Annotated in this window: 22 protein-coding genes and 3 pseudogenes; 10 read left to right on the top strand and 15 right to left on the bottom strand. The window is 71.1% G+C overall.

Annotated features, from left to right (window positions below; all coding sequences use genetic code 11):
- Positions 1-598: 598 nt before the first annotated feature.
- The 3 genes from ACFF45_RS23000 to ACFF45_RS22990 all read right to left on the bottom strand — a co-directional run bounded on the left by ACFF45_RS23000 (position 599) and on the right by ACFF45_RS22990 (position 3,914).
- The gene (locus tag ACFF45_RS23000; protein WP_381348327.1) at positions 599-1,477 is read right to left on the bottom strand and encodes a helix-turn-helix domain-containing protein; all 879 of its coding nucleotides are present in this window, start codon (positions 1,475-1,477) and stop codon (positions 599-601) included.
- 94 nt (positions 1,478-1,571) lie between these two features.
- Positions 1,572-2,423, bottom strand: coding sequence for an alpha/beta fold hydrolase (locus ACFF45_RS22995; protein WP_381348326.1), 852 nt, complete (start codon positions 2,421-2,423; stop codon positions 1,572-1,574).
- A 423-nt stretch (positions 2,424-2,846) separates the two neighbouring features.
- Entirely contained in the window at positions 2,847-3,914 is a 1,068-nt protein-coding gene (locus ACFF45_RS22990) for an alpha/beta fold hydrolase (protein WP_381348325.1), read from the bottom strand.
- Between the two features lie 561 nt (positions 3,915-4,475).
- Here ACFF45_RS22990 and ACFF45_RS22985 point away from each other — a divergent pair.
- Positions 4,476-5,918, top strand: a complete 1,443-nt coding sequence (locus ACFF45_RS22985) for an aldehyde dehydrogenase (RefSeq protein WP_381348324.1) — start codon at positions 4,476-4,478, stop codon at positions 5,916-5,918.
- A gap of 141 nt (positions 5,919-6,059) precedes the next feature.
- Here the strand turns inward: ACFF45_RS22985 and ACFF45_RS22980 are convergent, their stop codons facing one another.
- Positions 6,060-6,884 (bottom strand): oxidoreductase, encoded by an 825-nt coding sequence (locus ACFF45_RS22980; RefSeq protein ID WP_381348323.1) that lies wholly within the window; start codon positions 6,882-6,884, stop codon positions 6,060-6,062.
- A gap of 492 nt (positions 6,885-7,376) precedes the next feature.
- On the opposite strand from ACFF45_RS22980, the gene ACFF45_RS22975 reads away from it, so the two are divergent.
- A complete protein-coding gene (locus ACFF45_RS22975; protein WP_381348322.1) occupies positions 7,377-7,571 on the top strand; it encodes a hypothetical protein in 195 nt (64 codons plus the stop codon).
- Between the two features lie 433 nt (positions 7,572-8,004).
- Positions 8,005-8,430, top strand: coding sequence for an organic hydroperoxide resistance protein (locus tag ACFF45_RS22970; RefSeq protein WP_381348321.1), 426 nt, complete (start codon positions 8,005-8,007; stop codon positions 8,428-8,430).
- A 471-nt stretch (positions 8,431-8,901) separates the two neighbouring features.
- Here ACFF45_RS22970 and ACFF45_RS22965 read toward each other — a convergent pair whose 3' ends face one another.
- Together ACFF45_RS22965 and ACFF45_RS22960 are read right to left on the bottom strand one after the other, a co-directional pair.
- The gene (locus tag ACFF45_RS22965) at positions 8,902-9,483 is read right to left on the bottom strand and encodes a hypothetical protein (RefSeq protein WP_381348320.1); all 582 of its coding nucleotides are present in this window, start codon (positions 9,481-9,483) and stop codon (positions 8,902-8,904) included.
- 478 nt (positions 9,484-9,961) lie between these two features.
- Positions 9,962-10,522, bottom strand: a complete 561-nt coding sequence (locus ACFF45_RS22960) for a CGNR zinc finger domain-containing protein (protein ID WP_381348319.1) — start codon at positions 10,520-10,522, stop codon at positions 9,962-9,964.
- A gap of 521 nt (positions 10,523-11,043) precedes the next feature.
- Here ACFF45_RS22960 and ACFF45_RS22955 point away from each other — a divergent pair.
- The 4 genes from ACFF45_RS22955 to ACFF45_RS22940 all read left to right on the top strand — a co-directional run bounded on the left by ACFF45_RS22955 (position 11,044) and on the right by ACFF45_RS22940 (position 14,635).
- The gene (locus ACFF45_RS22955; RefSeq protein ID WP_381348318.1) at positions 11,044-11,769 is read left to right on the top strand and encodes a molybdopterin-dependent oxidoreductase; all 726 of its coding nucleotides are present in this window, start codon (positions 11,044-11,046) and stop codon (positions 11,767-11,769) included.
- On the top strand, positions 11,717-12,427 hold the full coding sequence (locus ACFF45_RS22950) for a cytochrome b/b6 domain-containing protein (protein WP_381348317.1): 711 nt from the start codon (positions 11,717-11,719) through the stop codon (positions 12,425-12,427). Before ACFF45_RS22955 ends, ACFF45_RS22950 begins: the two co-directional genes overlap by 53 nt.
- Positions 12,428-12,825: 398 nt before the next feature.
- Entirely contained in the window at positions 12,826-14,445 is a 1,620-nt protein-coding gene (locus tag ACFF45_RS22945; protein WP_381348316.1) for a tannase/feruloyl esterase family alpha/beta hydrolase, read from the top strand.
- Positions 14,446-14,464: 19 nt separating this feature from the next.
- Complete coding sequence (locus ACFF45_RS22940) at positions 14,465-14,635, top strand: hypothetical protein (RefSeq protein ID WP_381348315.1); 171 nt, start codon at positions 14,465-14,467, stop codon at positions 14,633-14,635.
- A 276-nt stretch (positions 14,636-14,911) separates the two neighbouring features.
- Here the strand turns inward: ACFF45_RS22940 and ACFF45_RS22935 are convergent, their stop codons facing one another.
- The 4 genes and pseudogenes from ACFF45_RS22935 to ACFF45_RS22920 form a co-directional block, all read right to left on the bottom strand.
- On the bottom strand, positions 14,912-15,340 hold the full coding sequence (locus ACFF45_RS22935) for an SRPBCC family protein (RefSeq protein WP_381348314.1): 429 nt from the start codon (positions 15,338-15,340) through the stop codon (positions 14,912-14,914).
- A gap of 152 nt (positions 15,341-15,492) precedes the next feature.
- Positions 15,493-16,415: pseudogene (locus tag ACFF45_RS22930) on the bottom strand (alpha/beta hydrolase).
- A gap of 245 nt (positions 16,416-16,660) precedes the next feature.
- Positions 16,661-17,464 carry a DUF6585 family protein gene (locus ACFF45_RS22925; protein WP_381348313.1) on the bottom strand — a complete coding sequence of 268 codons (804 nt, stop codon included), beginning with the start codon at positions 17,462-17,464 and terminating at the stop codon, positions 16,661-16,663.
- 44 nt (positions 17,465-17,508) lie between these two features.
- A complete protein-coding gene (locus ACFF45_RS22920) occupies positions 17,509-18,612 on the bottom strand; it encodes a M20/M25/M40 family metallo-hydrolase (protein ID WP_381348351.1) in 1,104 nt (367 codons plus the stop codon).
- A gap of 257 nt (positions 18,613-18,869) precedes the next feature.
- On the opposite strand from ACFF45_RS22920, the gene ACFF45_RS22915 reads away from it, so the two are divergent.
- The 3 genes from ACFF45_RS22915 (at position 18,870) to ACFF45_RS22905 (ending at position 21,738) form a co-directional block, all read left to right on the top strand.
- The gene (locus ACFF45_RS22915; protein WP_381348312.1) at positions 18,870-19,754 is read left to right on the top strand and encodes a LysR family transcriptional regulator; all 885 of its coding nucleotides are present in this window, start codon (positions 18,870-18,872) and stop codon (positions 19,752-19,754) included.
- A gap of 231 nt (positions 19,755-19,985) precedes the next feature.
- Positions 19,986-21,113, top strand: a complete 1,128-nt coding sequence (locus ACFF45_RS22910) for a DUF6183 family protein (RefSeq protein ID WP_381348311.1) — start codon at positions 19,986-19,988, stop codon at positions 21,111-21,113.
- 310 nt (positions 21,114-21,423) lie between these two features.
- Positions 21,424-21,738 carry a WhiB family transcriptional regulator gene (locus tag ACFF45_RS22905; RefSeq protein WP_381348310.1) on the top strand — a complete coding sequence of 105 codons (315 nt, stop codon included), beginning with the start codon at positions 21,424-21,426 and terminating at the stop codon, positions 21,736-21,738.
- A gap of 226 nt (positions 21,739-21,964) precedes the next feature.
- On the opposite strand, the pseudogene ACFF45_RS22900 reads toward ACFF45_RS22905, so the two are convergent.
- The 5 genes and pseudogenes from ACFF45_RS22900 to ACFF45_RS22880 form a co-directional block, all read right to left on the bottom strand.
- A pseudogene (locus tag ACFF45_RS22900) lies at positions 21,965-22,411 on the bottom strand (type 2 periplasmic-binding domain-containing protein); the annotation flags it as partial.
- Between the two features lie 259 nt (positions 22,412-22,670).
- A complete protein-coding gene (locus ACFF45_RS22895; RefSeq protein ID WP_381348309.1) occupies positions 22,671-23,456 on the bottom strand; it encodes an MBL fold metallo-hydrolase in 786 nt (261 codons plus the stop codon).
- Positions 23,457-23,744: 288 nt separating this feature from the next.
- Complete coding sequence (locus tag ACFF45_RS22890; protein ID WP_381348308.1) at positions 23,745-24,728, bottom strand: helix-turn-helix domain-containing protein; 984 nt, start codon at positions 24,726-24,728, stop codon at positions 23,745-23,747.
- A 71-nt stretch (positions 24,729-24,799) separates the two neighbouring features.
- Positions 24,800-24,988, bottom strand: a pseudogene (locus tag ACFF45_RS22885) (IS5/IS1182 family transposase); the annotation flags it as partial.
- A 17-nt stretch (positions 24,989-25,005) separates the two neighbouring features.
- Positions 25,006-25,809 carry a class I SAM-dependent methyltransferase gene (locus ACFF45_RS22880; RefSeq protein WP_381348307.1) on the bottom strand — a complete coding sequence of 268 codons (804 nt, stop codon included), beginning with the start codon at positions 25,807-25,809 and terminating at the stop codon, positions 25,006-25,008.
- Between the last annotated feature and the right edge of the window lie 303 nt (positions 25,810-26,112).

Below are 26,112 nucleotides of genomic sequence, written 5' to 3'. Positions count from 1 at the left end.
CGGCACCCCCCGGCGCCCGGCGTCGGCGGCCGATGCGACAGTACTGGCGAACGCCCCCCATGCGCGCCGGAATGCCGCAACTTCGGAGTGACTGACTGAACGCGGTATCACACAGGCCCCAAGGCGACCCCGCGACCACCGTGCTCGTGGCAGGAGGGGGCCGCCGGGTCGGTGCGGTGTCCGGTCGAGCCGGGTGCCATGCGGTGGTCGTGTCGGCCGAAGGCGGACCGCTGATCACGGCACGGCGGGTGCGGGGCCTGGCCGTCCGTGCCCGAGAGGCGCACCGTGCGGTGCGAGCCGGCGTGTGCTGGACCGACGTGGTGCGGAGGACGGCTGAGCACGGTCGGCCGCACGCTGGGCGGCGGTCGGAGCCCGTTGCCGCGCCCGGCCGGGGTGCGCCGCCGACCGCGAGTGACGGTCGGCCGCGCTCACGGCCGGAGAAGAGCCGCAACCGGTGACACCGCAGGGTGAACCCGACCCGTTCCGGTCGGTACCCGGAGGTGTCGCCCGCTTCCACGGCGGCGGCACCTACTTCCCGGACGAGCACCCGGCCGGGGGAGGCCACGCGGATTCACCCCGGCCGCCGCGCGGGCGCCGGTCACGGAGTCAGGTCCCGCGCCGGGGACGGTCCCGCTCGGTCGGCGCTCCAGGAGGTGAGGATGCGCAGGGCGTCGTGGGAGGGGCTGCCGGGTTCGGCGGTGAGCACCATCAGACGCTGCCCGGAGCCGTCGGGACCGGCCCAGACGTCGCAGTCGAGGGTGAGGTCGCCGACCAGGTGGTGGCGGTAGTGCTTGGTGCCGTGGGCGGCACTGTTGACGTGGTGCTCGGCCCACCAGGCGCGGAAGTCGCAGTCGCGCAGGGTGAGGTCACCGACGAGGCGGGCGAGGTCGGGGTCGTCCGGTTCCGCGGCGGCCTCCATGCGCAGGGCGGCGACGGAGTCGCGGGCGTCACTCGCCCAGTCGCGGTGCAGCTCGCGCAGGGCGGGATCGGTGAAGAGGAGGCGGAGGTAGTTGCGGTGGCCGGCGGGCAGGGCGGCGAAGTCCGTGTAGAGGGCCGCGGCGGCCGGGTTCCAGGCGAGGATGTCGAGGCGCCTGCCGAGGACGAGGGCGGGTGTGTGCGGCAGTTGGTCGAGAAGGCGGCGCATGGCGGGCCGAGGGTGCTGGACGGCGTGGCGGGCGCGGGGGCGCGCGTCGGCACGGCCGGCGAGTTCGTAGAGGTAGCGCTGCTGGTCGTCGTCGAGGCGCAGGGCGCGGGCCAGGGTGGCGAGGACGGGGGCGGAGGCGCGTACGCGGCCCTGTTCGAGGCGGGTGTAGTAGTCGACGCTGATCGCGGCGAGCGCGGCCACCTCCTCGCGGCGCAGCCCCGGGACCCTGCGGGTGAGCTCCGCGGCGGGCAGGCCGCACTCCTGCGGCGACAGCCGCGCCCGCAGCGACCGGAGGAAGGCGCCCAGCGCCCGGGAGTCCGGATGTGAGGTCATGATGCCCTTTCTCGCTCGGATCGCACATGTGTGAGGTGTACCGGTGGGTCGCCCGGGGGCGCAGGGTCCGGGTGGCCCCACGCCCCGAAGGGGGTCAGCGGACGGTTGCCCGGGCGGCCTGTTCGATGACCTCGGCGACGAGGTGGGGGTGGGAGACGGCGACCGAGTGGGAGGCCGCGACCTCGGTGGTGCGGGCGTGGGCACGCTGCGCCATGAAACGCTGTACGGCGGCGGGGATGTTGAGGTCGCGGGTGGTGACGATGTCCCAGGTGGGCTTGGACTTCCAGGCGGCCGAGGTGGCCTTCTCCGCAAGGGCGGCCTGGGCGATCGGGCGCTGCGCCGCGGCCATCAGCGCGGCCTGCCGGGCGGGGACGTCGGCCGCGAACTGCCGGCGGAACTTGTCCTGCTGGATGTACAGGTCGGTGGCCGTGGAGCCGTCGGCCTGGCGGTAGGTGACCGGGTCGAGGGCGTCGGGGAGGGTGGAACCCGGGTACTTCTCGGTGAGTTCCAGAGCGTTCTCACCGGGGGCCGGCAGGAAGGCGGCGACGTAGACCAGGGCCCTGACCTCCGGGTCGTCGGTGGCGGCCTGGCTGATGACGTTGCCGCCGTAGGAGTGGCCGACGAGGACCGTGGGGCCTTCCACGTGGTCGAGGACCGTGCGCAGGGCGGCGGCGTCGGAGGCGGGGCCGCGCAGCGGGTTGGCGGCGGCGACGACCGGGTAGCCGTCGGCGTGCAGTTCGGCGATGACGCCGTTCCAGCTGGAGCCGTCGGCGAAGGCGCCGTGTTCCAGGACGATCGTCGGCTTGGCGTGCCGGCCGGCCTCCGCGCTCCCGGGCGCGCTGCTGGCGGTGCCGCTGAGGGCGAACGCGCCGAGTGCGAGACCCGCCGTGAGCGTCGAGACTCCGGCTGTCACCAGTCGCTTGCGTCCACCCTTGATGCTGACCACGGCTTTTCCCTTTCAGGTATGTCGACGACGGGTATGGACCGGCTTCGCCGGTACGTTTGTTCGTCACCGTTTTGACTGGTGTCGAATTGTCAGGCGTTCAGTCACCTGTCAAGACGGTGACGAGGTCGAGTGGTGGGGGTCTCCGGCCGGTCGCAGGAGACCGACGGCGCGTGTGGAGGGGGTGCGGCGCCGGGCGGCCGCGAGGAGTGCGGGGCCGCTCCTCCCGGCCGTGCGTGTCCGGCGCGGCGCAGACGGAAGGGGCCGGCCGCCGCGATGCCGGACGCCGCCCGCGCCGGGGGCCCGTGCCGGACGGATCCCGCGTACCGGAGTGACACGGTGCCGGGCCGCCGCCCTGTGCAGTCCGGGCTCCGCACGGACTGAGGGTGCCGGACGCGGACGCCGGGCCGACGTCGGGTGCGGCTGTCACAGGTGATCGGCGTCGACCACTGCCTGGGCGAAGGCGGTGGGCGCCTCCTGCGGCAGGTTGTGGCCGATGTCCGCGATGGTGCGGTGCGCGTAGGGGCCGGTGAAGCGGCTGCGGTAGCTCGACCCGTCGCCGGGCGGTGTGAAGGGGTCCAGGGCGGCGTCGAGGGTGACGGTGGGGACGTGGATGGAGGGCTGGGCGGCGAGCTCGCGCTCGTAGCTGTCGTAGCGGGCCTCCCCGTCGACCAGCCCGATGCGCCAGCGGTAGTTGAACAGCACGATGGCGGCGTAATCGGGGTTCTTGAACGCCTCGGCGGTGCGCTGGTACGTGGCGTCGTCGAAGTTCCAGTTGGGGGAGACCAGGGTCCACACGTAGCGGCACAGGGCGAGGCGGTCCTCGACGTTCTCCATGGTCTTCCTGCCCCGGTCGGTGGCGAAGTACCACTGGTACCACCAGTTGTGCTCGACGGCCGGGGCGGCGGGCTCCAGCTGCATCTTGCGGTCGGTGATGAGGTACCCGCTGGTGGAGACCATCGCCTTGACGCGCTCGGGCCACAGGGCGGCGATGATGTCGGCGGTGCGCGAACCCCAGTCGAAGCCCGCGAGCACCGCCTTGTCGATCTTCAGTGCGTCCATCAGGGCGATGATGTCGAGCGCGATGGCCGACTGCTCGGCGGTGCGGGGAGTGTGGCGGGACAGGAACCGGGTGCTGCCGTGACCGCGCAGGTAGGGAACGATGACGCGGTAGCCCAGGTCGGCGAGGAGCGGGGCGACGTCGACGAAGCTGTGGATGTCGTACGGCCAGCCGTGCAGGCAGAGGACGACCGGGCCGTGGGCGGGACCCGCCTCGGCGTAGCCGATGTCGAGGACACCCGCCTTGACGTGCTTGAGCTTGCGGAAGCCGGTGTGGGTGCCCGGAGTGATGGCCGGCACCGCGGGAACGTGTGTGCCACTCGGCTCGCGCGACGCGCCGGCGGCGAACGCGGTGGTGTGCAGGCCGGCCAGTGAGACCGCCGTCGCGCCGGTGCCCAGGCCGACGGCCTTGCTGAAGGTACGCCTGTTGATCATGTGAAGCCCTCCGTCGTGTGTTACCGGTGACCGGCTCGCGCCCGGAACCCCCCTCACACCTGCGGTGCGAGGGGCCACGGCGCTCCGGCGCGATGACCCTCGCACACGGTTCGTCACCTGTCAAACAGGTGACGAACCGTGTGCCGCATGAGTGTCGGGTGTGGGGCCGGCTCCTCGCGGCCCGGCTCGACGCCGTGTCGGAGTCGAGCCGACACCCATACTCTGGACGGCGGTGAATGCGGGCACATCCGTCAGATGACGGTGTGACGCGAGCGGTGCGAGAGAGGTCCGCGACCCCTGGGGGTTTGGGTCATTCGACTGACGCGACCGCCTGCCCGGAGCGGCTTGACTGCCGCCGCGGCCGGTACCGGCCGCGGGTGTCCACGTGGTGGGTGCCGATTCCTTGCCTCGCGGAAGGCGCCATCAGCGGAGCACCATCAGTGAGGAGGATGACTTCGATTTCGCCATGATGATGTGCAGATAAGCATGTGAAGTGCTACGCTGAAGTGACATTTGATCGAGAGTTCCGCACGAAGCACGGACAACGGAAGAGGACAGCGCATGATCACCTACGACCGGCTCTTCATCGGTGGTTCCTGGGTCGAGCCGAGCAGCCCGGAGCTTGTCGACGTCGCCTCGCCGCACGACCAGTCGGTGGTCGCCCGCGCCGCCCAGGCGCAGCCCCCGGACATCGACCGCGCGGTCGCCGCGGCCCGCGAGTCGTTCGACGAGGGGGTGTGGCGGCTGACCCCGCCCGCGGAGCGGATCGCCGTCCTGCGCCGGTTCAACGCGCTGCGCGAGGAGAACGCGGAGCGGATCGCGCACCTGATCTCACTGGAGAACGGCTCGGCGGGCTGGTTCACCCGCGCCGGACAGCCCGGCCTGACCCGGCAGGCGAACGCCTACCTGAAGGCGGCGGAGGAGTTCGCCTGGGAGGAGACCCTCGTGCCCTCCGACCCGGCCGCGACGGTGCGCAGTGTGGTGCGCCGTGAGGCGGTCGGCGTGGTGGCGGCGGTGATCCCGTGGAACTCCCCGTTCTCCTCCGCCACCTCGAAGATCATCCCGGCACTCGTCGCCGGCAACTCCGTGATTCTCAAGGTCTCCCCGGAGAACTCCCTGAGCATGGGCTTCCTGGCCGAGTTGCTGGAGCGGGCCGGTCTGCCCGAGGGCGTCATCAGCGTCCTGCCCGCGGGACGTGAGACCAGTGAGTACCTGGTGTCGCACAAGGACGTCGACAAGATCGCTTTCACCGGTTCGACGCGCGCCGGCCGGCGCATCGCGTCGATCGCGGGTGAGCAGCTCAAGCGGGTCAGCCTGGAGCTGGGCGGCAAGTCCGCGATGATCATCCTGCCCGACGCCGACATCGCCGAGGCCGTCGCGGGCGTCAGGTTCGGCTCCCTGCTCAACAACGGCGAGTCGTGCATCGCCCAGACCCGCATCCTCGCCCCGCGCAGCCGGTACGAAGAGGTCGTGTCCGGACTGAAGGACCTGGTCGAGTCGCTGAAGGTCGGCGACCCGAGCGACCCCGACACGTTCATCGGCCCGATGATCCGCCCCGACCAGCAGGAGCGGGTGCGCAACTACATCCGGCTCGGCATCGAGGAGGGCGCCCGCCTGGTCACCGGCGGCCCGCAGATCCCCGAAGGGCTGGAGAAGGGCAACTACGTCACCCCGACCGTCTTCGCCGACGTCGACACCTCCATGCGGATCGCCCAGGAGGAGATCTTCGGCCCGGTCCTGGTCGTCATCGCCTACGACGACGAGGACGACGCCGTCCGCATCGCCAACGACTCCGAGTACGGCCTCTCCGGTGGCGTCTGGTCCGCCGACGAGGAGCACGCCCTCGCCGTCGCCCGCCGGGTGCGCACCGGCACCATCACGGTCAACGGCGCCTCGGTCGCCTTCGACGGCCCGTTCGGCGGCTTCAAGGCCAGCGGCATCGGCCGCGAGTACGGCGCGGTCGGTCTCGGCACCTACACCGAGTACAAGACCATCACCGTCTGATCCCGGTCGTACGGCGCGGACCGAGGACGACGGACGTACGGCGGGCATCGCCGGGCAGATGCGGCCCGAGGCGCGCCGGTGGCGGTCCGACCGCCACCGGCGCGCCTCGCGGTCACCGGACGCCCGCCGGGCGCCCGGGTGTCAGACGGACGCGGACTCGCTCACCTCGCGCCACTGGGCGTCCTGCGCCGCGAGCCGGTCGGCCATCTGCCGGGCGACGGCGACGGCGTCCTTGCCGAGCAGGAGGCGCAACGGGGGTTCCTCGGCCTCCACGACGTCCATGAGGATGCGGGAGACGAGGCCGGGGTCGCCGGGCTGCTTGCCGTCGGCTCCGCGGATGGCGGCGATGGCTCCGCCGACGACACCCTGGTACGGGGCGCTGACGGACGGGGTGGCCATGGAGGAGCCGGCCCAGTCGGTGCGCATGCCGCCGGGTTCGGCGACGGTGACCTTGATGCCGAGGGGTGCCACTTCCTGGGCGAGGACTTCGGAGAAGCCGCCGACGGCCCATTTGGCCGCCTGGTAGGCGCCCAGCCCGGGCACGCCCACGCGTCCGCCGACGGAGGAGATCTGGACGATGTGTCCGAAGCGCTGTTCGCGCAGGACGGGCAGCGCGGCGCGGGTGACGTTGACGACGCCGAACAGGTTGGCGTCGATCTGATCGCGGAAGGCCTGGTCCGACATGTCCTCGATGGCCGCCATGTCGGCGTAGCCGGCGTTGTTGACGACCACGTCGAGGCGGCCGAAGGTGTCCACGGCGGTCTGAACGGCTCGTCGGGCCGCGTCCGGGTCGGTGACGTCCAGGGTCGCCAGTCTTACCCGCTCGCCGTACCTGTCGGCGAGGTCGGTCAGGGACTCGGTCCGCCGGGCGGTGGCCACGACGCTGTGCCCCTCCTCCAGGACGGTCTCGGCGAGGGTACGGCCCAGTCCGCGGGAACTGCCCGTGATCAGCCAGGTCTTGCTCATGTTGATCCTCTGCATCGGTGAGCGCGGCACGCCGTACGTCGGCGGTTGCTTCCAATGTCGGCGCACATCAGACGTACGGCGTCCGTCGTTTGACTGCCGGATGTCCGCACCCCGGCGGCGAGCGCGCCAGTAAGTCGTCGGACGGATGTGTCGTGCTGCGGGCCGGCGGCCCGGGCGCGTTAGGAGCCGCAGGTGGCGCGAGGCGCAGGCCGCAGCCGGCGGTCTGCACCGCCGGCTCCGGGACGCGGCAGCGCCTCGATCGCGCGCCGCTCACTCGCGAGCAGTCCGGTGGTGTCGCGTCGCACCAGGGCGCGGGCAGCACGTGACCCGCGACGGTGCGCGGGTGCGCCGGTCTCAGGTGTGCCACCTCCAGGTGCGTGCCTCCATTGCGTCACCGGCTTGACAGGTGACGCAATGGTCGTGCACGCTGATACCGGCCGCCGGAGGCGACCAGTACAAGGCGATCCACGACCACCGATGTGGAGCATGGTCATGAACAACGACATCGCTATCGACGTCGACGCGGCGGCACGGCAGGCCCGCTTCGGCAAGCTTCCCGAGCGCATCCGGTTCGACGACATGACGACCGACGTGGAAGCCGACCCCCGTGGTGCGGGCGGCGCGACCTACAACCCCGAGAACTCGTGGAAGTTCTACTCCTGCGTGGCCCTCGACCTGGGCCTGTAGCGCAGTCACTCCGGTCGCCACCGCCGTGCCGCCGCCCCCGTGCGCCGGCGCGGCGAGAGGCGAAGCACGCGCCCTCGCTCTTCGCCTTGTCCCGTGGGAGACGGCACCCTGATGAACGACCCGTGCTCGGCGTGGCCGATGTCGGTCTCAAGCGCACGCCCTGCGCGCACAGCACCTGGGCACCCGCGGGACACGGCCGCGCCGCCGCCGCGCCCAAAAGGCCCAACCGGTAGCCTCCGCCGCTCTTCGACTCCATCGACCGGCCGGGCCCCGTCCACCGCCGGCCATGGTCCCGGTACTCCGCTCCGCGCCCCGGCGGCGGCGACGCGTTGGGTAGCCACGTGTGCATTACCACCTCAACCGGTGACGGAGTGACATGGTTCCGGCCGGAATACGTCCCACACCCTTGAACCCAGATGGGGAGCGAGAAGCCATGGCAGTCACCTACACCGCCGTTGTCGACGTCGACGGAGAGGGCCGCAACGGCGGTCATGTCCGCTCCTCCGACGGTCTGCTGGAGACCAAGCTCGCCCTTCCCGAGGAGCTGGGCGGCTCGGGCGCGGCCACCAACCCCGAGCAGCTCCTGGCCGCCGGCTGGGCCGCCTGTTTCCTCGGCGCCCTGCGCCGCGCCGCGACCCAGCGCAAGATCCGGCTGACCAGCACCACCATCACGGCCGAGATCACCCTCACCCACGGCGACGACAGCGCATTCAACCTCTCCGCGGTCCTCGCCCCCGTCCTCGGAGGCGTGGACCAGGCCACCGCCCGGGAACTGGCCGAGGCCGCCCACGAGATCTGCCCGTACTCCAAGGCCATGCGCGGCAACGTCCCCGTCACCATCGACGCCGGCGCCGTCTGACCCGTCCCCCGAGGCCGCAGGTCCCGTGTCCTCCATGCCCCCGCACGGGACCCGCGCCTGTTCGTGCATACCCACCCAGGAGAGCGAGGCCACGGCATGGAGTCCAGGAAGCGCACACACGCGGGCGGGCTCACTCGTTCGGCCCCCGCCGGTACCGTCATCGACACCGGCCGGCGCGCGCTCCGGAGCACGGACGGTGGCGACGTGCCGGCATGGCCGAGCGACACCGAGGTGTGGAACTGGGCGCAGAGTGTCACCCAGGGTGAATACGGTCCGCCTCCGAGCTTTCCCCGTGAACGTCGGCCAAGGTACGTGTGACTATGCCTTCGTCATATGTGTCGAACACGCCGCTCTCGATCCCCCGGCGCAGTCGTACGGTCTGGCTCTTCTCACAGCTCCCGCGGCGGACCGGACCGCACCAGGCGCACACTCGCTTCGGCCGGGTCCGCCGCACGCGGACGAGTGGACGTGTCAGCTCTTCGCACCCTTCTTGACCACGGTGTACATGACGGAACGCTGCTGCTTGTGGCGCTGGATGCGTCCCTTGGCGACCAGCGACTCAAGGGTGTTGCGCACCACCTGCGGGGTCGGAGTGCGGTCCGGGTGCTTCACCAGGAGCTCGTCCCGCAACTCCTTCGCCATGCGCGGCCCGTCGTGCCCGTCGAGCAGTTCCAGCAGGAGATCGCCGAGCAGGGGCTGGCGCGACGTCCCCTTCGCGCCGGCCTGCGCCGTGTCACCCGCCGGGGCGGTCCGGGCCGAATCCGCCGGAGCGGTCCGGGCCGAATCCGGGCGCCGCGCGGCGGCGCCGGTCGAGGCACGCTTCCCCTTGGTGACGACGGGCTCGTCCTGCAACTGCTCGGGCAGCCGGGACGGGTCCGAAAAACCCTGGTACCGCTGCGCGAGGTTCAGGATGTCCGTAAGAAGGGCCTCTTCCTGTCGCAGCACCGAGATCTGCTCCGCCAGCTCCTGCTGCCGACGGCGGTTCTCCTCCAGGTCCGACGCGGCTTGGTCAACCAACCGCGATCGGAGGGGGGCGGTTGACTTGTTCGTCACAACCGGTTCACTCCCTCGATATGAATGGTGCTGCGCATGGTACCCACGGCGAGGACCCTGTGCAGATAAGTATCGACACCCGGCGGTACGTCGGACATGTTCGCTTCTCACAACTGCCCGGTAAGTGTGTCGTCGAACCGTCCGTGCGGCGCGCTCCGCCCGGTCAGAGACAGGAGGCGGCTCGCTCGCGGGCCGTGGAGGCGGCTCCTTCGGGAGTCCCGTAGCTGCGGACGTCGGCGGGCAAGCAACACGGTCGGCGATCCCGCACGAGAGGAGCGACGACACGTCCGGCGCCGGCAGGAACAAGGCCTGCTCGTCCGCTGCAACCGCGCCTGCCTGGGGATGTCCGTGCCGATTGCGGCAGGCAGGCGGATGGTCGGTCTCGGACGCGCGCAGGGGCCGGCGGCGTTCGTCGCCTCCCCGTCGCTGTTCCCGGCCTGCCGCCGCCGGGGCGCCGCCCACTCCGGTCAGGGCGTCCTCACGCGGTCACGCCGGACGCGGTCTTCTTGCGGGCGCGGTAGGCGGCGGCCTTGTGCTTGTTGCCGCAGGACTCCATACCGCACCACTGGCGCCGCATACCACGGGACCGGTCGATGTAGACGCGCGTGCACTCGGGGTTGCCGCACTCCTTCAGCAAGGGGACGTCCGGGCCGCTGAGCAGCTCGACGGCCTGCCGGGCGACGGTGGCCAGGGCCTGCTCGGGCGTCGCCTCGGTGTGCCGGCCCCGCACGGTGAGCTGCGGCGTCACGGGGACCGCGCGCGCGGCGCCGTTGAGCACGGCGAGCGCCTCGCGGTCGAACTCCTCACCGAGGCGTCGGTCGGTGATCAGCCGGTAGAGGGCCTCGCGCACCCTGATCGCCTCCCGGACGTCGTCCTCGTCGCCGGGCGTGATCGTATCGACGAGTCCGGACTCCAGGTACCAGGCGTTCAGCCGCTCCGGGGTCACGAACATCTCGAAGCGGGTCGAGCGCCGGGCGCGGAGGGTGGCGGCGAAGTCGAGCGCCGGGTGTCCGCAGACGAAGGCATGGTCAAAGTTCACGTAACCATTTTGACAGGTGACTCCCGTCGAGGCAAGGAAACGCCACCCGGACGGGCGGCGCCGTTGGTCGGGGCGGGCCGCCGGGCCGAACCGTACCTTTCGCGGCGGGTGCGAGTGGGGAGCGGGACGGTGCCTCCTCCGGCAAAGGGATCGGTGGCGGTCGGCTCATCGAGCTGCCTGGGCGGACGGTGGAAAGAAGTGCGACGAAACGGACCGCGTCGACTGCACTTCCGGGCGCCGGCCGGTGGCCCTCGGGTCCCGATCTCACCCTGAGATGTCGTCTTCGTCCATCGCGTCTGCGACTCCCGGTGGCGACGAGTGCCCCACAGTGCAGGCGTGTGCATGGGTGCCTCGGTCGTTGGCAGTTGAGAGTTGACAGGTGTCGGGCCAGGTGTCACGATCGTCACCTGTTGAACCGGTGATGGAGGTCGTGCGGTCCGGCGACGCTCGCACATGTCGGACCCGTTGCGCGACCACACACCCCGCCGGTGAACGTCACCAGGCCAAGGAGCACACTGACTATGGCAGGACAGTCGAAGCCAGACGCCGAGGGCGGCGCGCCGGTGGGGCGGCGGGTGCTGCTGGGCATGCTCGGAGCGGGCGCCGCGGCGCTCGCCACCGCGCCGTACCTCCAGCGCGGCTGGGAGGGGTTCCTCGGCGCCGCGTCCCAGGTCGACTCGACCGGCCTGACCGGCCTGCTCCCCAACCCGGGCGGTTTCCGGTACTACAGCATCGTCGGCTCGGTGCCGCACAAGGACGACACCGACTACGCGCTCACGGTCGGCGGCCTGGTCGCCGAGCCGAGGACCTACACGCTCGCCGACCTGCGCGCGATGCCGCAGACCCGGGTCGTCGCCGACGTGGTGTGCACGGACGGGTGGCGGGTGGACGACACCCCCTTCGAGGGGGTGAAGCTGGCGGACATCCTGGACGCCTCCGGGGTGCGCTCCTCGGGCGCGGCGGTCCGCTTCACGTGCTTCGACGGTGCCTACACCGAGAGCCTCACCCTGGAGCAGGCCCGCCGCTCCGACGTGCTGGTGGCGCTGAAGATGCAGGACGAGCCCATCACCCATGAGCACGGCGGTCCGGTCCGCCTGTTCGTGGCGCCCATGTACTTCTACAAGTCGGCCAAGTGGCTGTCCGGCATCTCGGTCACCGACAAGGTCGTTCCCGGTTTCTGGGAGGAGCGTGGATATGCGATCGACGGCTGGCTCGACGGCGCCGACCGGCACAGCGGCGCGGCCTGAACCCTCGGGCCCCTCTGCCCCCTCGGGCCGCATCCGCCGCTTCAGTGCCGCCGAACGCTGGGTGCACCGGATCACCGGCTACCTGATGCTGGTGTGTCTCGTCACCGCCGCCTGCCTGTACCTCGGGCCGCTCGCCCAGCTCGTCGGCCGACGGCACCTGATGGCGACCCTGCACGAGTGGTCGGGCATCCTGCTGCCGCTGCCCTTCCTGCTGGGGCTGTCCTCGGCCGCGTTCCGCGCCGACCTGCGCAGGCTGAACCGCTTCGCGGTGTACGACCGGCAGTGGCTGCGGGCCGTCCGCAGACGACGGACCTCGCCCGAGGCCCGCCCGGCCGGGAAGTTCAACGCGGGTCAGAAGCTCTACGCGGGGTGGATCGCCGGAGCCGTCCTCGTGATGATGTTCACCGGCTTGCTGATGTGGTTCACGGGCCTGCTGCCCTTCGTCTCCCGCACCAGCGCGATCTTCGTCCACGACCTGCTGGCCTGGGCGATCACCTTCGTCCTCATCGGGCACATGCGCAGGGCCCACGAGGACCCGGAGGCACGGCTCGGACTGCGTACCGGGTTCGTCAGCCGCTCCTGGGCCGAGCGATACCACTCCCGGTGGCTGCCCGAGGCGCACGCCGGCGGCGTGTCCGACGCGGCGGACGAGGGGTGAGGCGTCCCCCGCGAGGCGGGTGGTGCCGGCGGGAAGGGCTGCGGAAGGTCCGTCTCCAGCCCGAACGGTCTTGCCCCGGCCCCGCGGACACGGACGCCGAACCCGTCCCATGACCTAACACGTTTGTTGCCGGCCCAGGCCGGAAATCCGTGATCCCGGACCGTCAATCGACTGTTCTCCGGTGTGCGCGTGGGACTCCACAGTGGTTGCAGGACATCGCCGCGACGGACGGAGGCCGGAGGGATACCCACTTCCTTTCGTCACCCCTTGAAGCGGTGATACGTTTCGGTCAGTCTTCGGTGCGCCGTGAGCTCACGGCTCCGACCGCCGCTTCCCTCATTCGCCGTACACACGTGTCGCCGCGCGACCGAGTGCACATCTACTCCTGGACGGATCTCATGAGACGACGACTTCTGACGGTTCTCGCGGCCGGTGTTCCGCTGGCCGCCGCCGTGTACCTCCCGACCGCTTCGGCGGAGCCCCGGAGCTCCACCGACGCCACGCCGCTCAACTGCCGCACCACGCCGGTGAAGGCCCCGGCCGGCACCGAAGTGGAGTCCGTGACGGCGGTCCGCCGGGCGGGCGGCGTCATCAAGGGCACCGGCGTCCTCGGGGGCGAGGTCAGCGGCGTGCCGGCCTTCTGCGAGGTGACCGTCACCCTCACCCACCCGGGCGACGGCGACCACGCCAAGGTCACGACCTGGCTCCCCGAGCGGGGCTGGAACGGCCGCTTCCAGGCACTCGGCGGCAGCGCCTTCCTCGCGGGTGACAACGGTGTCGGACTCGGCACGGCGGTCAAGAACGGCTACGCCGCGACCACCACGGACGCCGGCGTCAAAGACGCCGTCGACGTCAGTTGGGCGCTGAACAGCGAGGGCGAGGTCAACAAGGCCCTGCTGGAGAACTTCGCCTCCCGCTCCCAGCACGAGGCGGCAGTCGTCGGCAAGGCGGTCGTCGCCTCGGCCTACGACAAGCGCGCCTCGTACTCCTACTTCACCGGTTGCTCCACCGGTGGACGCCAGGGCTACGCGGAAGCGCAGCGTTACCCCGACGACTACGACGGCATCCTCGCCGACGCGCCCGCGATCAACTGGGACGAGTACGTGGTCGCCACCCTGTGGCCCCAGGTCGTCATGAACAACGAGAAGACCTACCCGACCGGCTGCGAGCTGGACGCCTTCACCGCCGCCGCCGTCAAGGCCTGCGACAAGCTCGACGGTGCCCGGGACGGCCTGGTCAACGATGCGTCCCGCTGCGACTTCGACCCGCGTCGGCTGATCGGCACCAAGGTCGAGTGCGACGGCCAGGAGCTGACCGTCACCGCGGCCGACGCGGCCGTGGTCCGTAAGATCTGGGACGGTCCGCGCACCGCCTCCGGCACGAAGCTGTGGGCCGGAGTCCCGGTCGGGGCCGACCTGAAGGGCCTCGCGGCCACCGTCAGGAGCGATGACGGCACCGTCAAGGGCAATCCCTTCCCGGTGCCCGCCTTCTGGGTGTCCAGCTGGCTGAAGAAGGATCCGTCCTTCGACGTCTCGACCATCACCTACAGCCAGTTCACCCAGCTGTTCGAGCAGTCCCAGGCCGAGTACGACGGGATCATCGGCACGGACGACCCGGACCTGTCGGGTTTCCGCGCGTCCGGCGGCAAGCTGCTGACCTGGCACGGCCAGGCCGACCAGTTCATCCCCACCCAGGGCACCGTGAGGTACCGCGAGCGGGTCGAGCGGGAGACGGGCGGCGCGCGCAAGGCCGACGACTTCTACCGCCTCTTCCTCGCCCCGGGCACCGACCACTGCGGCCTCAACGGCCAGTCCGGCTCGGCCGACGGCCTCGCCGCCCTGACCGCCTGGGTGGAGCACGGCAAGGCGCCCAGGACGCTGCCCGCCACCCTGATCAACGCCGACGGCGAGCAGGTCGAACGCAACCTGTGCGCCTACCCGGCGGTGTCCCGCTACCAGGGCTACGGCGACCTCGACGCAGCCTCCAGCTTCCGGTGCGTCTCCCCCTTCCGGCACTGACCGGAGAGACCGGACCAGCATGAGCACGCACGGTATCGCGGGTGCGGGAGGCGAGACACCCGTACCCCATGTGTTCGGAGGCGACGGTCCCGCGCTCGACGTGCTCTCGGTGTACGCCGGCGGCGGGGTGTGGTGCACCCTTCAGGCGCTGCTGCCGGGCCGGACGTCCCGGCAGCAGCGCACCGTGTGACCCTGCTGCTCGATACGGTCTCGACCCGCGACCCGCGACCCGCGACCCGCGACCCGCGACCCGCGGGCCGCGGGTCGAGTCGCGTCCGGGCCGTGGGCAGGTGTGCTCGGCCGCGCGGGTGTCATCTCCCGGGGTGTCCCTTGAACGCCGCGCCCGGCGGCGTCCCCCCGGTACCGCGTCCGCCGGTGCGCGAGGCGCGTGCTCGGGCATGACGAAGGGGCCGCCGTTGTCCACGGCGGCCCCTGGCGTCACTTGGCATTCAGCGGTCCCCGGGCGTCACTTGGCCTTCAGCGGTCCCGCGAAGGACTTGCGCAGGGACGGGGGCGCCGCCAGGGGCAGCAGCGAGGCGAGCATCTTGCCCTTGAGCGTGCTGGGCTGCCGGGTCAGCTCGACGTCGACCCGGGTGCCGCCGTCCTCGGGGGTCATTCTGAAGACCCAGCCGCCGCCCGCGCCGAAGAGCTTGGAGTCGAGGGTGGTGACGGTGACCGTGTCACCGCCCGGCGCCCACTCGTAACGCGCGCGCTCCCAGGCCGCGGCGGTGCCCTCGGTGACCTCGGCCCATGTGTCGCCCAGGCCGTGGACCTCGAAGTGTTCCGTGTCGATCGTGGGCCAGGCGTCCGCGCGGGAGGGGCCGAAGTCGGTCAGCACCCCGAGCACGTCCTGCGGGCTGAGCTGGGAGACGAGATGGAACCGTACGACTGCCATGGGTCTGTCCTCACCAATAAGTAACTGTTCTGACCGGTGACGAGAGGCTCCCATGCGTCATCGTCACCTGTCAAGGGGGTTACTTTGAGCGAAGGTGTGGCCGGTCGCCCCTCAAGGTGTCCCGGCCGGCCGGGACACCTCTCCCCGGCGGGTCACGCCGTGGTCAGGGCGGCGATGAAGAAGTCGGTGAGCTTGTCGACGGCGGGGTCGACGTACTCCTTCTTGTCGTAGAGGTCGACGTGGCTGGCGCCCTTGATCCAGTGGATCTCCTTGGGGCCGGTGGCACGCCGGTGGGCTTCGACGGCCATCCAGGCGGTGACGGCGCGTTCGCCGATGATCTGGAGGACGGGCCGGTCACCGATCAGCGGGACGGAGCGGAAGGCGTCGCTGGAGGCCATCTTGTCGATGCTCTCCCAGGCCAGGAACTTCGCGGAACGCTCGTGCTCGCCACGGGAGGTGCAGTAGTACTCGAAGCCCTCGACGCCGTGCTCGCCGCCGAGCGCGCCGGCCTGCTCGGCGGTCTCGGGGAACATCGTCATCACACCGGGGTCCTCGCCGCGCGCGGCCCGGTTGCGCGCCGCCGCGGCGGCGTCCAGCAGGGCCTGGAAGACGGCCGGGTCCTGGGCGCCGTCCGCGCCGAAGCGGAACTGGCGGGCGGGCTCGGCGGTGGAGACGGTCGCCACGGCCCTGACGCGGTGGTCACCGCCCGTGGCGGCCAGCGAGTAGCTGCCGGAGGCGCAGACGCCGAGCAGGCCGATCCGCCCGGCGTCGACCTCGTCGAGGGGGTGAGGTAGGAGACGGCCGCCTTGAAGTCCTCCACGCGCTGGGCCGGGTCCTCGAGGCCGCGCGGCAGACCGCCGGACTCGCCCTGGTAGGCGGCGTCGAAGGCGAGGGTGACGAAGCCGCGCTCGGCCATGCGCCAGGCGTACGTGCCGGAGGTCTGCTCCTTCACGGCGGTACCGGGGTGACCGACCACGAGAGCCGGCCACGGGCCCTGCCCGGCGCCCTCGGGCGTGTAGAGGTGCGCGGCGATCCGGATGCCGGCGCTGTCGAAGGTGATGTCGGTCATGGCCATGGGAACTCTCCTGGATGGAGCTGTGGTGGTCGTCGCACGCACCGTTCGGTGCGGCCCGTCGCCCGCACGGTCCGTGCCGGGCACATGTCCACAGTCCCCCGCCCGCACCCCCGCCGGAAGAGACAGGTTTCTGCCCGGGAAGAACCTCTCCCCCCTTCGGTCCCGCCCGCGTGAACCCGGAAGTGGGCCGGCGACGGAGACGCTCCACCGGTCCACGCAGGCACGGCCGGTTCACACCGTGCCTATCACCTGCCGCGGAGGTCAGAGGCGACGGTCAGGAACACGAGGACGTTCGGCACGGTCCTGACCTGGACGTGCGCCCAGGCCCTGGCCTGTCCGTACGCGTGGACGACCACGAACCCCTCGCGGACATCGATCGCCTCGACGGCCGGCCAGGGCAGGGTTCCTTTGCGTTTGGCGGTGATACCTGCGGCGTTCAGCTCGAACGGGCCGAAAACCGCCCTCTGCCCCTCCCGGAGCGCCTCCCGCACCCGCTGGGCTTGGGCGCGGGCGATCGCCTCGGCGATCAGGGGCACCCAGGTCCCGTAGTCGGCGAAGGAGTCCGAGATCTGGACCTTGGCGCCGTCGGGTGCCACCAGGGTGGAGGTGTGCGCGCTCCGGAAAGCGGTCTTCGTGCCCTGGTGGTTGACCACTTCCTGGACTGTCTCCTGGTAGTGGACCGCTTGGTCCCAGCGGACCGCGAACAGCCGCCCGGCGCCCATGTCCACGAGCAGACCCTCCTCGAACAGGTGCAGGCGCCGACTGCCGACCTTCCTGCGGAAGTTCGGGCTGCGCAGCAGGGCAGCGATGGCCAGTACGGTGATGAACAGGGGATACGGCGCGAGTGCCCAGGACACGAAGACCCACAGCAGCACGCCTCCTGTCGCCAGGCAGGCGATGGCGGTCACGGAAGCGGCCATGAACAGTCCCCGGCTCCCCTCCTTCACGTTGACCTCCTTCCTCGGCAGGAAGGTGCGTTCGAGCCGGCCCAAGCCGTTGCGGAAAGCCAGTCCGGCGACTTCGGGGGACGGGGAACCCGGCACGCTCATCAAGGGCCTCTGCCTTCGTGTCGGAGCGGCTCGTCGAGGCCGCATCAGCCAGTCGTGTGGGCAATGAGTCGAGCGAGCAGGCGGGCACGGGGAACCAGTCGCGCGATCTCGACGTACTCGGTGTCCGCGTGGGCGCCGGCGCCCACGGCGCCCAGTCCGTCCAGGGTGGGACAGCCCACCGCCGCGGTGTAGTTGCCGTCCGAGGCGCCGCCGACGGCCGTCCCTCGCAGCGGCTCCTGGCCCAGTTCGGCGGCGAGCCGGGCGGCGAGGGCGAACAGTTCGGCGGAGCACTCCGGTTCCATGGGCGGCCGTTCTCTGCCGCCCAGCACCTCCAGCCGGGCTCCGGGCGTCCGGGCGGTGAGGCCTCGCACCAGGTCGTCGACCCGGTCCTGGGCCGCCCGCGTCGGCGCTCGCACGTCCACCGACACCCGCGCCAGCGCGGGCACGGTGTTGCGCGCGCTGCCGGCCGACAGGAGGGTGGGCGTGACGGTCGCGCGGCCCAGGACGGAGGGGGTGCCGTCGACGGCAGCCATCGACGCCCCGAGGGCGGCGAGGGACAGCACCTGGTGAGCGGCCTCGACCGCGGCGTTGACCCCCTTGTGCGGTTCCTGACCCGCGTGCGCGGCCCTGCCGCGCACCACGACCTCGTAGCGCGAAGTGCCCTTGCGGGCGGTCTTGAGCGCACCCTCCTCGTCCGCGGCCGCTTCCAGTACGAAGGCGGCCGCGCACCCCTGCGCCGACTCCTCGATCAGCTCCCGGGAGGTGGCGGAGCCGACTTCCTCGTCGCCGTTGATCAGCACACACACCCCGTCCGGGGAGGGCAGGGAGGCCAGCGCGTGCAGCATCTGCACCAGGCCCGCCTTCATGTCCAGGACCCCGGGGCCGCGGGCGATCCCGCCGGTCACCGACCAGGGGTGGTCCTGGAGCGAGCCCATGGGCCACACCGTGTCGTGGTGTCCCAGCAGCAGCACCTGCGGGGTGCCGAAGGTCCACCGCAGATGGGTCACACCGCCGGTCACGATCTTCTCCGGCCCGGCCCCCAGCAGCCTCGCCCCGAGGGCGCCGACCGCCTCCGCGCTGCGCGCCACCGCGGCGTGATCGGCCGAGTAGGACTCGCACAGCACGAGTTCCTCCAGATCGGCCAGCATCGTCGGCAAGGACAGCGTGGTCCCCCGGGTCACCGGTTCCGCCCCCTCTCGACTCCCTGTCGCAGCGACACATGTCCCCCTCGGACTGCGCGGGCCACGGGCGTGGGGGCGTCCCCCTCCGCAGTCCCGGTGTGTGAACGACGTTAGGGTGGCAGCAGGCATTCCACCAGCGACTGGATCGCATGGGATCTATGCGCTGACGGAATGTGCCAGGGAAAGATGGACAGGCTCGGAGCAAGATCTTGGAGGGGGGATACGTGTTCGAGATCGACGCGCTGCGGCTGCTCACGGCCGTGGCCGAGACCGGATCGTTCACGAAGGCGGCGGTCCGGCTCAACTACACGCAGTCCGCGGTGTCCCGGCGGATCGCCGCGCTGGAACAGCAGGCGGGCGGGCCGCTGTTCGAGCGGCTCCCGCGGGGCGTGCGGCTCAATCCCGCGGGGCACGCGCTGCACCGGCACGCCGTGGACGTACTCGACCGGCTGGCGCGAGCGGAGCGGGAGTTGACCGCGCTGTACACGGGGCACGGCGGGCTGCTGCACGTGGGCGCGTTCGCCACGGCCAACATCTCGCTGGTGCCCACCGCCCTGCGGGCGCTCCAGCAGGACAGGCCGGAAGTCGATGTCGTCGCGGTCGAGGGCTGGACCGCCACGCTGATGGAGCGCCTCGCCGACGGGGCACTGGACCTCGCCGTCGTCAGCGACTACCCGTCCGGGCTGCCGTCGGCCGGCGGGGTCACGACGACCGTGCTGTGCGAGGACGAACTCCTCGTGGCTCTCCCGCGCGGGCACCGCCTGGCCGGAGCCGGGACGATCGACCTGTGTGAACTGCATGACGAGGCCTGGCTCCACAGCGCGTACGGCGACCGGCCCACGATGCTCGCCGATGCCTGCGCACGAGCGGGCTTCACCCCCAGGAAGATCATTCGAATCGCGGAGTGGACCGCGAAGTTCGGCTACGCGGCGGCCGGGCTGGGGGTGGCGCTGGTTCCCTCGCTCGCCGCCTGGGCGATCCCCGACGAACTCGTCCTGTGCCGCCTCACCGATCCGGCCCTGCGCCGGACCGTCCACGTGGCACTGCCCGACACCCCGCTGTCGGCGGCACTGGAACTGCGGGACCTGCTGCGCGGCGCCGTCGACTGAACCGTCCCCGGAATCAGCCGGGACGCACGGTCGGTGCGGGTGCCACGGCCCTGTAGCGATCACGCCGGGGGTGTCACAGCGGTTGTCGGCCGGCTACGGAGTCAGGCAGCGCCGGTTGCCCGTACCGTCAGTGCGGAGAAGACGACGAAGTCAAGCAGTGCGAGGCCTGACACTTCTGTGACCAGGGAAAGGCGTTGGTCTTCGGGTTCGCGGCCCCGTACGCTCCAGCTCGTGACCGACCGCGTACAGGAGATCGTGACCAAGCTGCCGGGGCTGTCGAGCGTCACCGACGTCTGGAAGGAGGCCGGCCGCCGTCTCGCGCGCGGGGACGCCACCTTCGTCGCGGACCTCGGGATCGCGCTCGCCGGTGCGTACAGCTCCGACAGCAGGCGGATCCGGCAGTACCGAAGCGTCTTCGACCACCTGCTCCGGCTGCTGGCCACCACCCCCGGTTCCGGCAACGTCGCCCAGGCGCTGCGAATGGTCTCCTCCGCGGAAGTCGCCGACGGTCAAGTGGACCGTTACGCGGCCTCCTTGTTGGCCTCCAGTCACCCGGCAGAGGAACTGGCCGTGGCGTTCAGCGGTGAGGCCTCGGAGGAGCTGCGTGCCTGCCTCGTGCACGAACTGGTGCTCAGGGGCGTCGGCGTCTTGGAGATACCGGGGATCGCGCGGTGGGCGGCATCGCCGCACTGGAGACACCACCCACTGGGATGGCTGCCGTTGACGCTGTCCGAGGTGGAAGGGCAGCCGGATCTGCCGAGCCACGGCGTTCGCGGCAGCAGCTGCTCGATGCCGTACGGCCCGCCGGAGAACCGCGACGTGGCAGTCGTCGCCGCAGTACACGTTCCATCGGTCGAGGAGACGACGACCGAGACCGCGGCCATGGGCATCAGCGCGGCGGTGGCGAACTGGGCGGAGGAGTCGAACGGCCGTATCGAGGCTCGCGTCTTCGAACTGGTGGATCCTCTGAAGGACGAGTCGGTACCGGGCCTGTTGCCGGCGCTGGGTCTGGAGTGCCTGGAAGGCGTACGGAAGAAGACCGGGTTCTCGGTCGCGGTTTGTCCGCCTGAGTGGGCGTGGCGGCTGCTGTTCGCCGCCGCGTCCACAGGAGGGGCCTACAACTTCGGCGTCCGCGGTGCCTACGGCCGGCTGGCCGCATGGCAGGCCCTGGCCCATCTCTCCGGGGCCGTGGCGGGGGAACCCGCAGAGGCGGTAGAGGCACGTGCTCGCGCGTGCACCTGGTATGGCTTCAGCGCCGGCACGGAGTGGTTCGAGCACGTGGCCTGGGACCTCGGCCTGGCCGTGGTCTCTCCGGAACGCCGACGGCTGGCGGTGCTGGCCGCGACGGACACCGACTGATCGGCCGCGAGGCGTACGCGAAGGACCAGGGCGCTCGGGAGTCGCTCGTCGCGGTCTCCGGCCATGGGAACCCGACCGCGGGTGACCGGGCCTCGGCAGAGCGGCTGCGGCCCGCCACCGCTGCCCACCGCGGGTGCGCCCCCGAGTGGGCAGGAGTGGGCGCACGGGTGCGGCAGCCGTTCCCCGGACCCGACCGGTCGCCATGTGGGCCGTGTGTGCCTAGCATGGACGGCACAACCTCTGCCGGGCCTGCGGCAGCGTCATGCCGCAGCCATGTGGCCGGCTCAGCCGGCCCGCGCGGAGGTGTGTCGTGTCCGATGAGCGCTGGTCCCTTCATCACGGCGTCGGCGATGGGACTCTGGACAACGGTCGCGGTTGGCGAGGTGATGCCGCCTGCATCGGTGAGGATCCGGAGTTGTTCTTCCCGCTGGCCGAGCGGGAGGGTGATCCCCAGGTCGCGCGGGCCCGCGCGGTGTGCCGCCGTTGTCGCGTGCTGCTGGCCTGCCGGTCCTGGGCCATCGAGCAGGGCGAGGACGCCGGTATCTGGGGCGCGACCACCGCCAGGCAGCGCCGTGCCATCAGCCGCGCGACGCGCAGCGCGATCAGCGAGCGGGCAGCGCGTTAGCGTCTGGAAGATCTGCTCTCGCGGGTGGTCGTGGGGCGTCGACCGAGCGTGCGTCCGTCCGGCCGGCACGGAGGAAGATCGCCGCTCGCGGTGGATCAGCCGGACGGCCAAGGAACCGGACGGCCAAGGAGCCGTTCCAGCTGCGGCGGGTGAATGTGGTGCCGATGTCCGCCCAGGGGCAGACGGCCAAGCTTGCCACCTCGCTGACGCGGGCGCGCGCTGCCGGCTACTCGGTAGGAGCTGCCGTTGGGTGGCCACCCTCTGAGCTGCGAAGACGTGGAGCGGCACGGATCAGGTCAGCAACTGTACGCAGGCGGCTGTACGGCCGCCAGGCGATCACCGTGGTCACGGGGGGGGAGCGTCCAGGACCGGCACGGCGGCGAGATCCTGACGCAGGTCGGCGCCTGACGACTCGGGAATGACCACGGTGCTACGGCCGAGCGCGATCAGCTGGAAGACCTGTGTCAGGTTCCGTACCTGTGCGCCCGGCCCTCCGGGGGTAGCCGCCGCCGGGAGCGGGCCAGCGCGCCATCGGCGGCTCCGGCAGTGTGGCGACGTCGGCCATCCGGACCTGGGAGCGGGCGGCGAGCGGGTGTGAGGCCGGCAGGATCGCGACCTGTCCCTCGGTGGACAGAATTCCGGTGTCGAGACCGGCTGCCGAGTCGAAGGGCAGCACGGCCGGCTGGTTGATGGTGGCCAGTGGGGTGAAGGCACCTGTCGCGGCGGCGGTGCGGTCCTACAGGCTGTAGGTGAAGGTGCCGCTGATCCGAAGCCGGCCGCCGACCTGATCCGGCATCCGCCGCCACCAGGCCGGACCGCACTCTTCAGCTCGACCGGTCCGGCATATCGATGACTCCGCCCCCGGCGCGCTCACGCCAATCGGCGCGGAGCACTTCCCCGACGCGCACCCCACGACGACGTACCGCTGTCGATCACGGTCCGCACACCGCGCTCGCACCCCACGACGACGTACCGCTGTCGATCACGGTCCGCACACCGCGCTCCGGCCAGCGCAGGAGGTGCGGCAGTCCGGCACGGGTGAAGGCGTCGACGATGCCGTCGCGCCCCTCGGTGAAGTGGTCCCAGGCGTCGTAGTGGACGGGCACGACCGTCTCGGCGCCCAGCGACCGCGCCAGCCGCGCACCCTGCTCACCGTCCATGGTGATGGGATCGGCCCCGAAGAACGGAACGACCGCGGCGCCGAAGTGGAGGACGGCGGTCCCCACGGAGCAGCGCCTCCCGATCTCGTCCAACTCGTCGTAGTAGACGGTGTCGCCGGAGACGTAGAGGGCCTTCTCCTCGCCGGGTGTCCGGATCAGGAAGCCGATGACGTCGCCGGCGTGCCGGCCCGGGGTGGCGGTGACGAGCAGCGTCCCCCGCTCGCCGGTGATCTCGTGGGTCTCCCAGGGGGCGAGTCCCACCGCGTCCCCGCCGAGCCTCCCGGCACCGCTGACGGTGGTGAGGACGGTCCGGCCGTCGAGCAACGCCCGGCCCGCGACGTCCAGGTTGTCGGGGTGCTCGTCGTGGCTGAGCAGGATCGCGTCGAGCACCGGCAGATCCGCGGGCTCGACCGCCGGGCCGACCAGGCTGCGCAGGGTCACGGGTCCCGTCGGGTACTCCACGGGGGCGTGATCGAACACCGGATCGGTCAGCAGGTTCAGCCCGCCCGCTTCGAGGAGAACGGTCGCGGTCCCGATGCAGGTGAGGGTCGTCTTCATGGCTCTCCCTGGAAGAGTGCGGGACCGGCGGTTCCGGCCCGGCGGCGGGGTGGGCGCCCCCGTCGTCCACCGGGTGCGGTGCGCCCGGTGGACGAGTACGGGGAGCGCTCGTCCACGGCGGACAGCGTGCGCCGGGGTCGTCCGACGCGTCATCAGTCGGATGACTTCACTTGAGGCCCGTGCCGCGGCCCCTGGGAGGCAGTCACGACCGGGGGCACCGGGGTGCCCGGTGGACCGTCGGGTGAACCGCCCCCTGTCCCGCGGCTCCGGCGGTACGCCGCCGTGCCGTCAGCGCGGTTCTGTGCGGGGGTTCGCCGCCCGCGGTGGAACCGGCCGGTCCTCCTCGCGGGCCATGCGCCGCCAGTCACGCGGGGAGACACCGTAGGCGGCCTTGAAGCGGTGGCTGAAGTGGGTGGGGTCCGCGAAGCCCCACCGTCTCGCGACGACGGCGACACCGCGACCGCTGCTCGACGGGTGCGCCAGTTCCTCCCGCGCCCCCTCCAGCCGGCGGCTGATGATCCACTGGGTGAGGCTGAAGCCGGCCTGCGCGCAGAGCTTGTACAGGTAGCGCTCGGAGATGTGGTGGGCGGCGGCGATACGGGCGGGAGTCAGGTCGGGTTCGGACAGGTGCCGCCGTGCGTAGGCCCGTATCCGGGTCACCCGGGTTTCGGCGAGGACGGCCCGGGCCCTGCGGTCCTGACGGGCGGCGGAGGCGATCAGGGCGCGCGCCAGGCCGAGCGTGATCTCCTCGAGACCGGCGCTCGCCGGATCACCGAGGAGGTCCTCGATGTCGCCGGTGAGACGGGCGATGTGGTCGGTCAGCATCGGGTACAGCGGACTGGACGGCAGGTTGACCAGTGCGCCGCGCACCACGTCGATGGGCAGGGTCAGCTGGTCGAGGGGGATTTGGACACAGCGTGAGGCGCCGTGGCCCGACCACGCGTAGTCGTAGGGGGCCGACAGATCCATCAGCATCAACTGCCCCGGAGCGACCAGCCGTTGGTGGTCCAGGTGGTCCTGGTGTCCCTGGGACCGGGTCTGCACCGCGAAGGCGATCACGGGCGCCGCGTCGGTCCTTCTGGCCTGCCTGGCGGTGCGCACCAGGCGGATGCCGGTGGAGTCGGTGCTGAAGACCTGCATGGCCGTCATGTGCCACACGTCCATCCGGGCGTTGATCCGAGCGCCGGACTCCTCCTGCACCACATAGCAGGGAACGGTGGCGTCCCCTGTCGAGTTCTCCTGTTCGCATCGAGCGAATCCCGGCGGGGCCATGAACGCGGTTGTCTCACTGAGCTGTTTCCAACCTCAGTTTGAGCAGGTCGGATGCAGGGTGAGGACCGCCTGCTGGTGATGCGAGTCGTGGAACATCGCGGCTTGCGCAGGAGCCGCCAGGTCTCGAGGGTGGCCATGGCCTGCTCGACGAGCGTAAGGATCCTTGCATGCGAGCGGTTGACAGCCTGCTGACCTGCGGAAAGCGTCTCCCAGCGACCCCAATAGGGCAGCCGTACGGTGCCGCCGGCGCCCCGGTAACCCAACGACGAAAGGCGGATCAGCGCGCCGGCTCAGACGTGCCTCGCGCCTGGTCGCGGCTGGCGACCACCAGGTATCCATCGCTCTCGGGATCGAAGGTGGTGGACTGCATCGTGAGCCCGACACTCCGCAACTGTGCCACGAGGTCCTCGTACCGGTAGGGCCAGACGGACAACCGCTCCGAGCAGGCTCGCACTGCCCCATCCGGCTCGATCTGGGCGACCACGATCTCGAGGAAGTGTTCCTGCTCCCAGCGCTGCTCGATCTGCCAGTAGTAGCTGACGACCGCATCGCGGTCGTTGCGGCGGATGAGTCGATCGCGGACGTCTACCCGTGAGCCGGCGGAGCGCACGAGCTCCCAGTTGCGCGACGTGAGCACGAGGCGTCCGCCCGGATTCAGCAGCCGCGACATCGCTTCCAGTGCGGTCAGGCGCCCGGCTGCGCCCTCAGCATGCCCGAGCGAGTTGCCGACGCAGAACACCAGATCGAACGTGGAGGCCTCCAGGTGGTCAGGCAGCTCGTCCCAGCTCGCGCGGATGGCTCGAAGCGAGACACCCTGCTCGTCGGCGGCTTTCTCGGTCCGGCGAACCATCCCGCTGCTGGCGTCTGCGGCGACCACGTCAAGGCCAAGACTCGCGAGACCGACGGCGAGCTGGCCGGTTCCACACGCGCAGTCGAGGACGCGCGCGTTGGGCAGCAGAGAGCCCACGACATCGCTGTAGTAAACCGCGGCTGCCTGGGCGGGGGTCAGCCTGTCGTCCCCGATCAGCCACTCGTATACGTCGGAAAGCGCCCCATAACCAGCCACCGCGATAACCTCCATCACTCGACGACACGCGGGCTAGACCGCGCCTGCGATTCGGACCTTGCGCCTCGCACTGTGCCGGGCCGTGTCAGCGAAGCATTGAGCAGGACCCAACCACTTCCGGCCGCTGAGACTCCACCGGATTTCGTGGGAAACCGCGACACGCCGCACCGACGCAGGTCCCCACTCCACCGGCGCCCCATCGGCCACGATGGGGACCGCGGCCGGCAAGCGCGCGTCCACTGCGGAGCGCTTTAGACGTCGTTTAAGGGCTTGCAGATCATCAAGGTGTTGCTTCCCGTCCCATGGCTCGTTGATGTG

The organism is Streptomyces cinereospinus (genome assembly GCF_042430725.1).
GTDB lineage: Bacteria > Actinomycetota > Actinomycetes > Streptomycetales > Streptomycetaceae > Streptomyces > Streptomyces cinereospinus.
The sequence above is the reverse complement of the archived record's forward strand: the minus strand, read 5'-3'. Positions and strand labels throughout refer to the sequence as shown.

Excerpts from the sequence above, each read along its gene's own strand:
- ACFF45_RS23000 (WP_381348327.1), bottom strand. The coding sequence starts at position 1,477 with ATGACCTCACATCCGGACTCCCGGGCGCTGGGCGCCTTCCTCCGGTCG.
- ACFF45_RS22990 (WP_381348325.1), bottom strand. The coding sequence starts at position 3,914 with ATGATCAACAGGCGTACCTTCAGCAAGGCCGTCGGCCTGGGCACCGGC.
- ACFF45_RS22985 (WP_381348324.1), top strand. The coding sequence starts at position 4,476 with ATGATCACCTACGACCGGCTCTTCATCGGTGGTTCCTGGGTCGAGCCG.
- ACFF45_RS22980 (WP_381348323.1), bottom strand. The coding sequence starts at position 6,884 with ATGAGCAAGACCTGGCTGATCACGGGCAGTTCCCGCGGACTGGGCCGT.
- ACFF45_RS22975 (WP_381348322.1), top strand. The coding sequence starts at position 7,377 with ATGAACAACGACATCGCTATCGACGTCGACGCGGCGGCACGGCAGGCC.
- ACFF45_RS22970 (WP_381348321.1), top strand. The coding sequence starts at position 8,005 with ATGGCAGTCACCTACACCGCCGTTGTCGACGTCGACGGAGAGGGCCGC.
- ACFF45_RS22955 (WP_381348318.1), top strand. The coding sequence starts at position 11,044 with ATGGCAGGACAGTCGAAGCCAGACGCCGAGGGCGGCGCGCCGGTGGGG.
- ACFF45_RS22950 (WP_381348317.1), top strand. The coding sequence starts at position 11,717 with ATGCGATCGACGGCTGGCTCGACGGCGCCGACCGGCACAGCGGCGCGG.
- ACFF45_RS22945 (WP_381348316.1), top strand. The coding sequence starts at position 12,826 with ATGAGACGACGACTTCTGACGGTTCTCGCGGCCGGTGTTCCGCTGGCC.
- ACFF45_RS22940 (WP_381348315.1), top strand. The coding sequence starts at position 14,465 with ATGAGCACGCACGGTATCGCGGGTGCGGGAGGCGAGACACCCGTACCC.
- ACFF45_RS22935 (WP_381348314.1), bottom strand. The coding sequence starts at position 15,340 with ATGGCAGTCGTACGGTTCCATCTCGTCTCCCAGCTCAGCCCGCAGGAC.
- ACFF45_RS22925 (WP_381348313.1), bottom strand. The coding sequence starts at position 17,464 with ATGAGCGTGCCGGGTTCCCCGTCCCCCGAAGTCGCCGGACTGGCTTTC.
- ACFF45_RS22920 (WP_381348351.1), bottom strand. The coding sequence starts at position 18,612 with ATGCTGGCCGATCTGGAGGAACTCGTGCTGTGCGAGTCCTACTCGGCC.
- ACFF45_RS22895 (WP_381348309.1), bottom strand. The coding sequence starts at position 23,456 with ATGAAGACGACCCTCACCTGCATCGGGACCGCGACCGTTCTCCTCGAA.
- ACFF45_RS22890 (WP_381348308.1), bottom strand. The coding sequence starts at position 24,728 with ATGGCCCCGCCGGGATTCGCTCGATGCGAACAGGAGAACTCGACAGGG.
- ACFF45_RS22880 (WP_381348307.1), bottom strand. The coding sequence starts at position 25,809 with ATGGAGGTTATCGCGGTGGCTGGTTATGGGGCGCTTTCCGACGTATAC.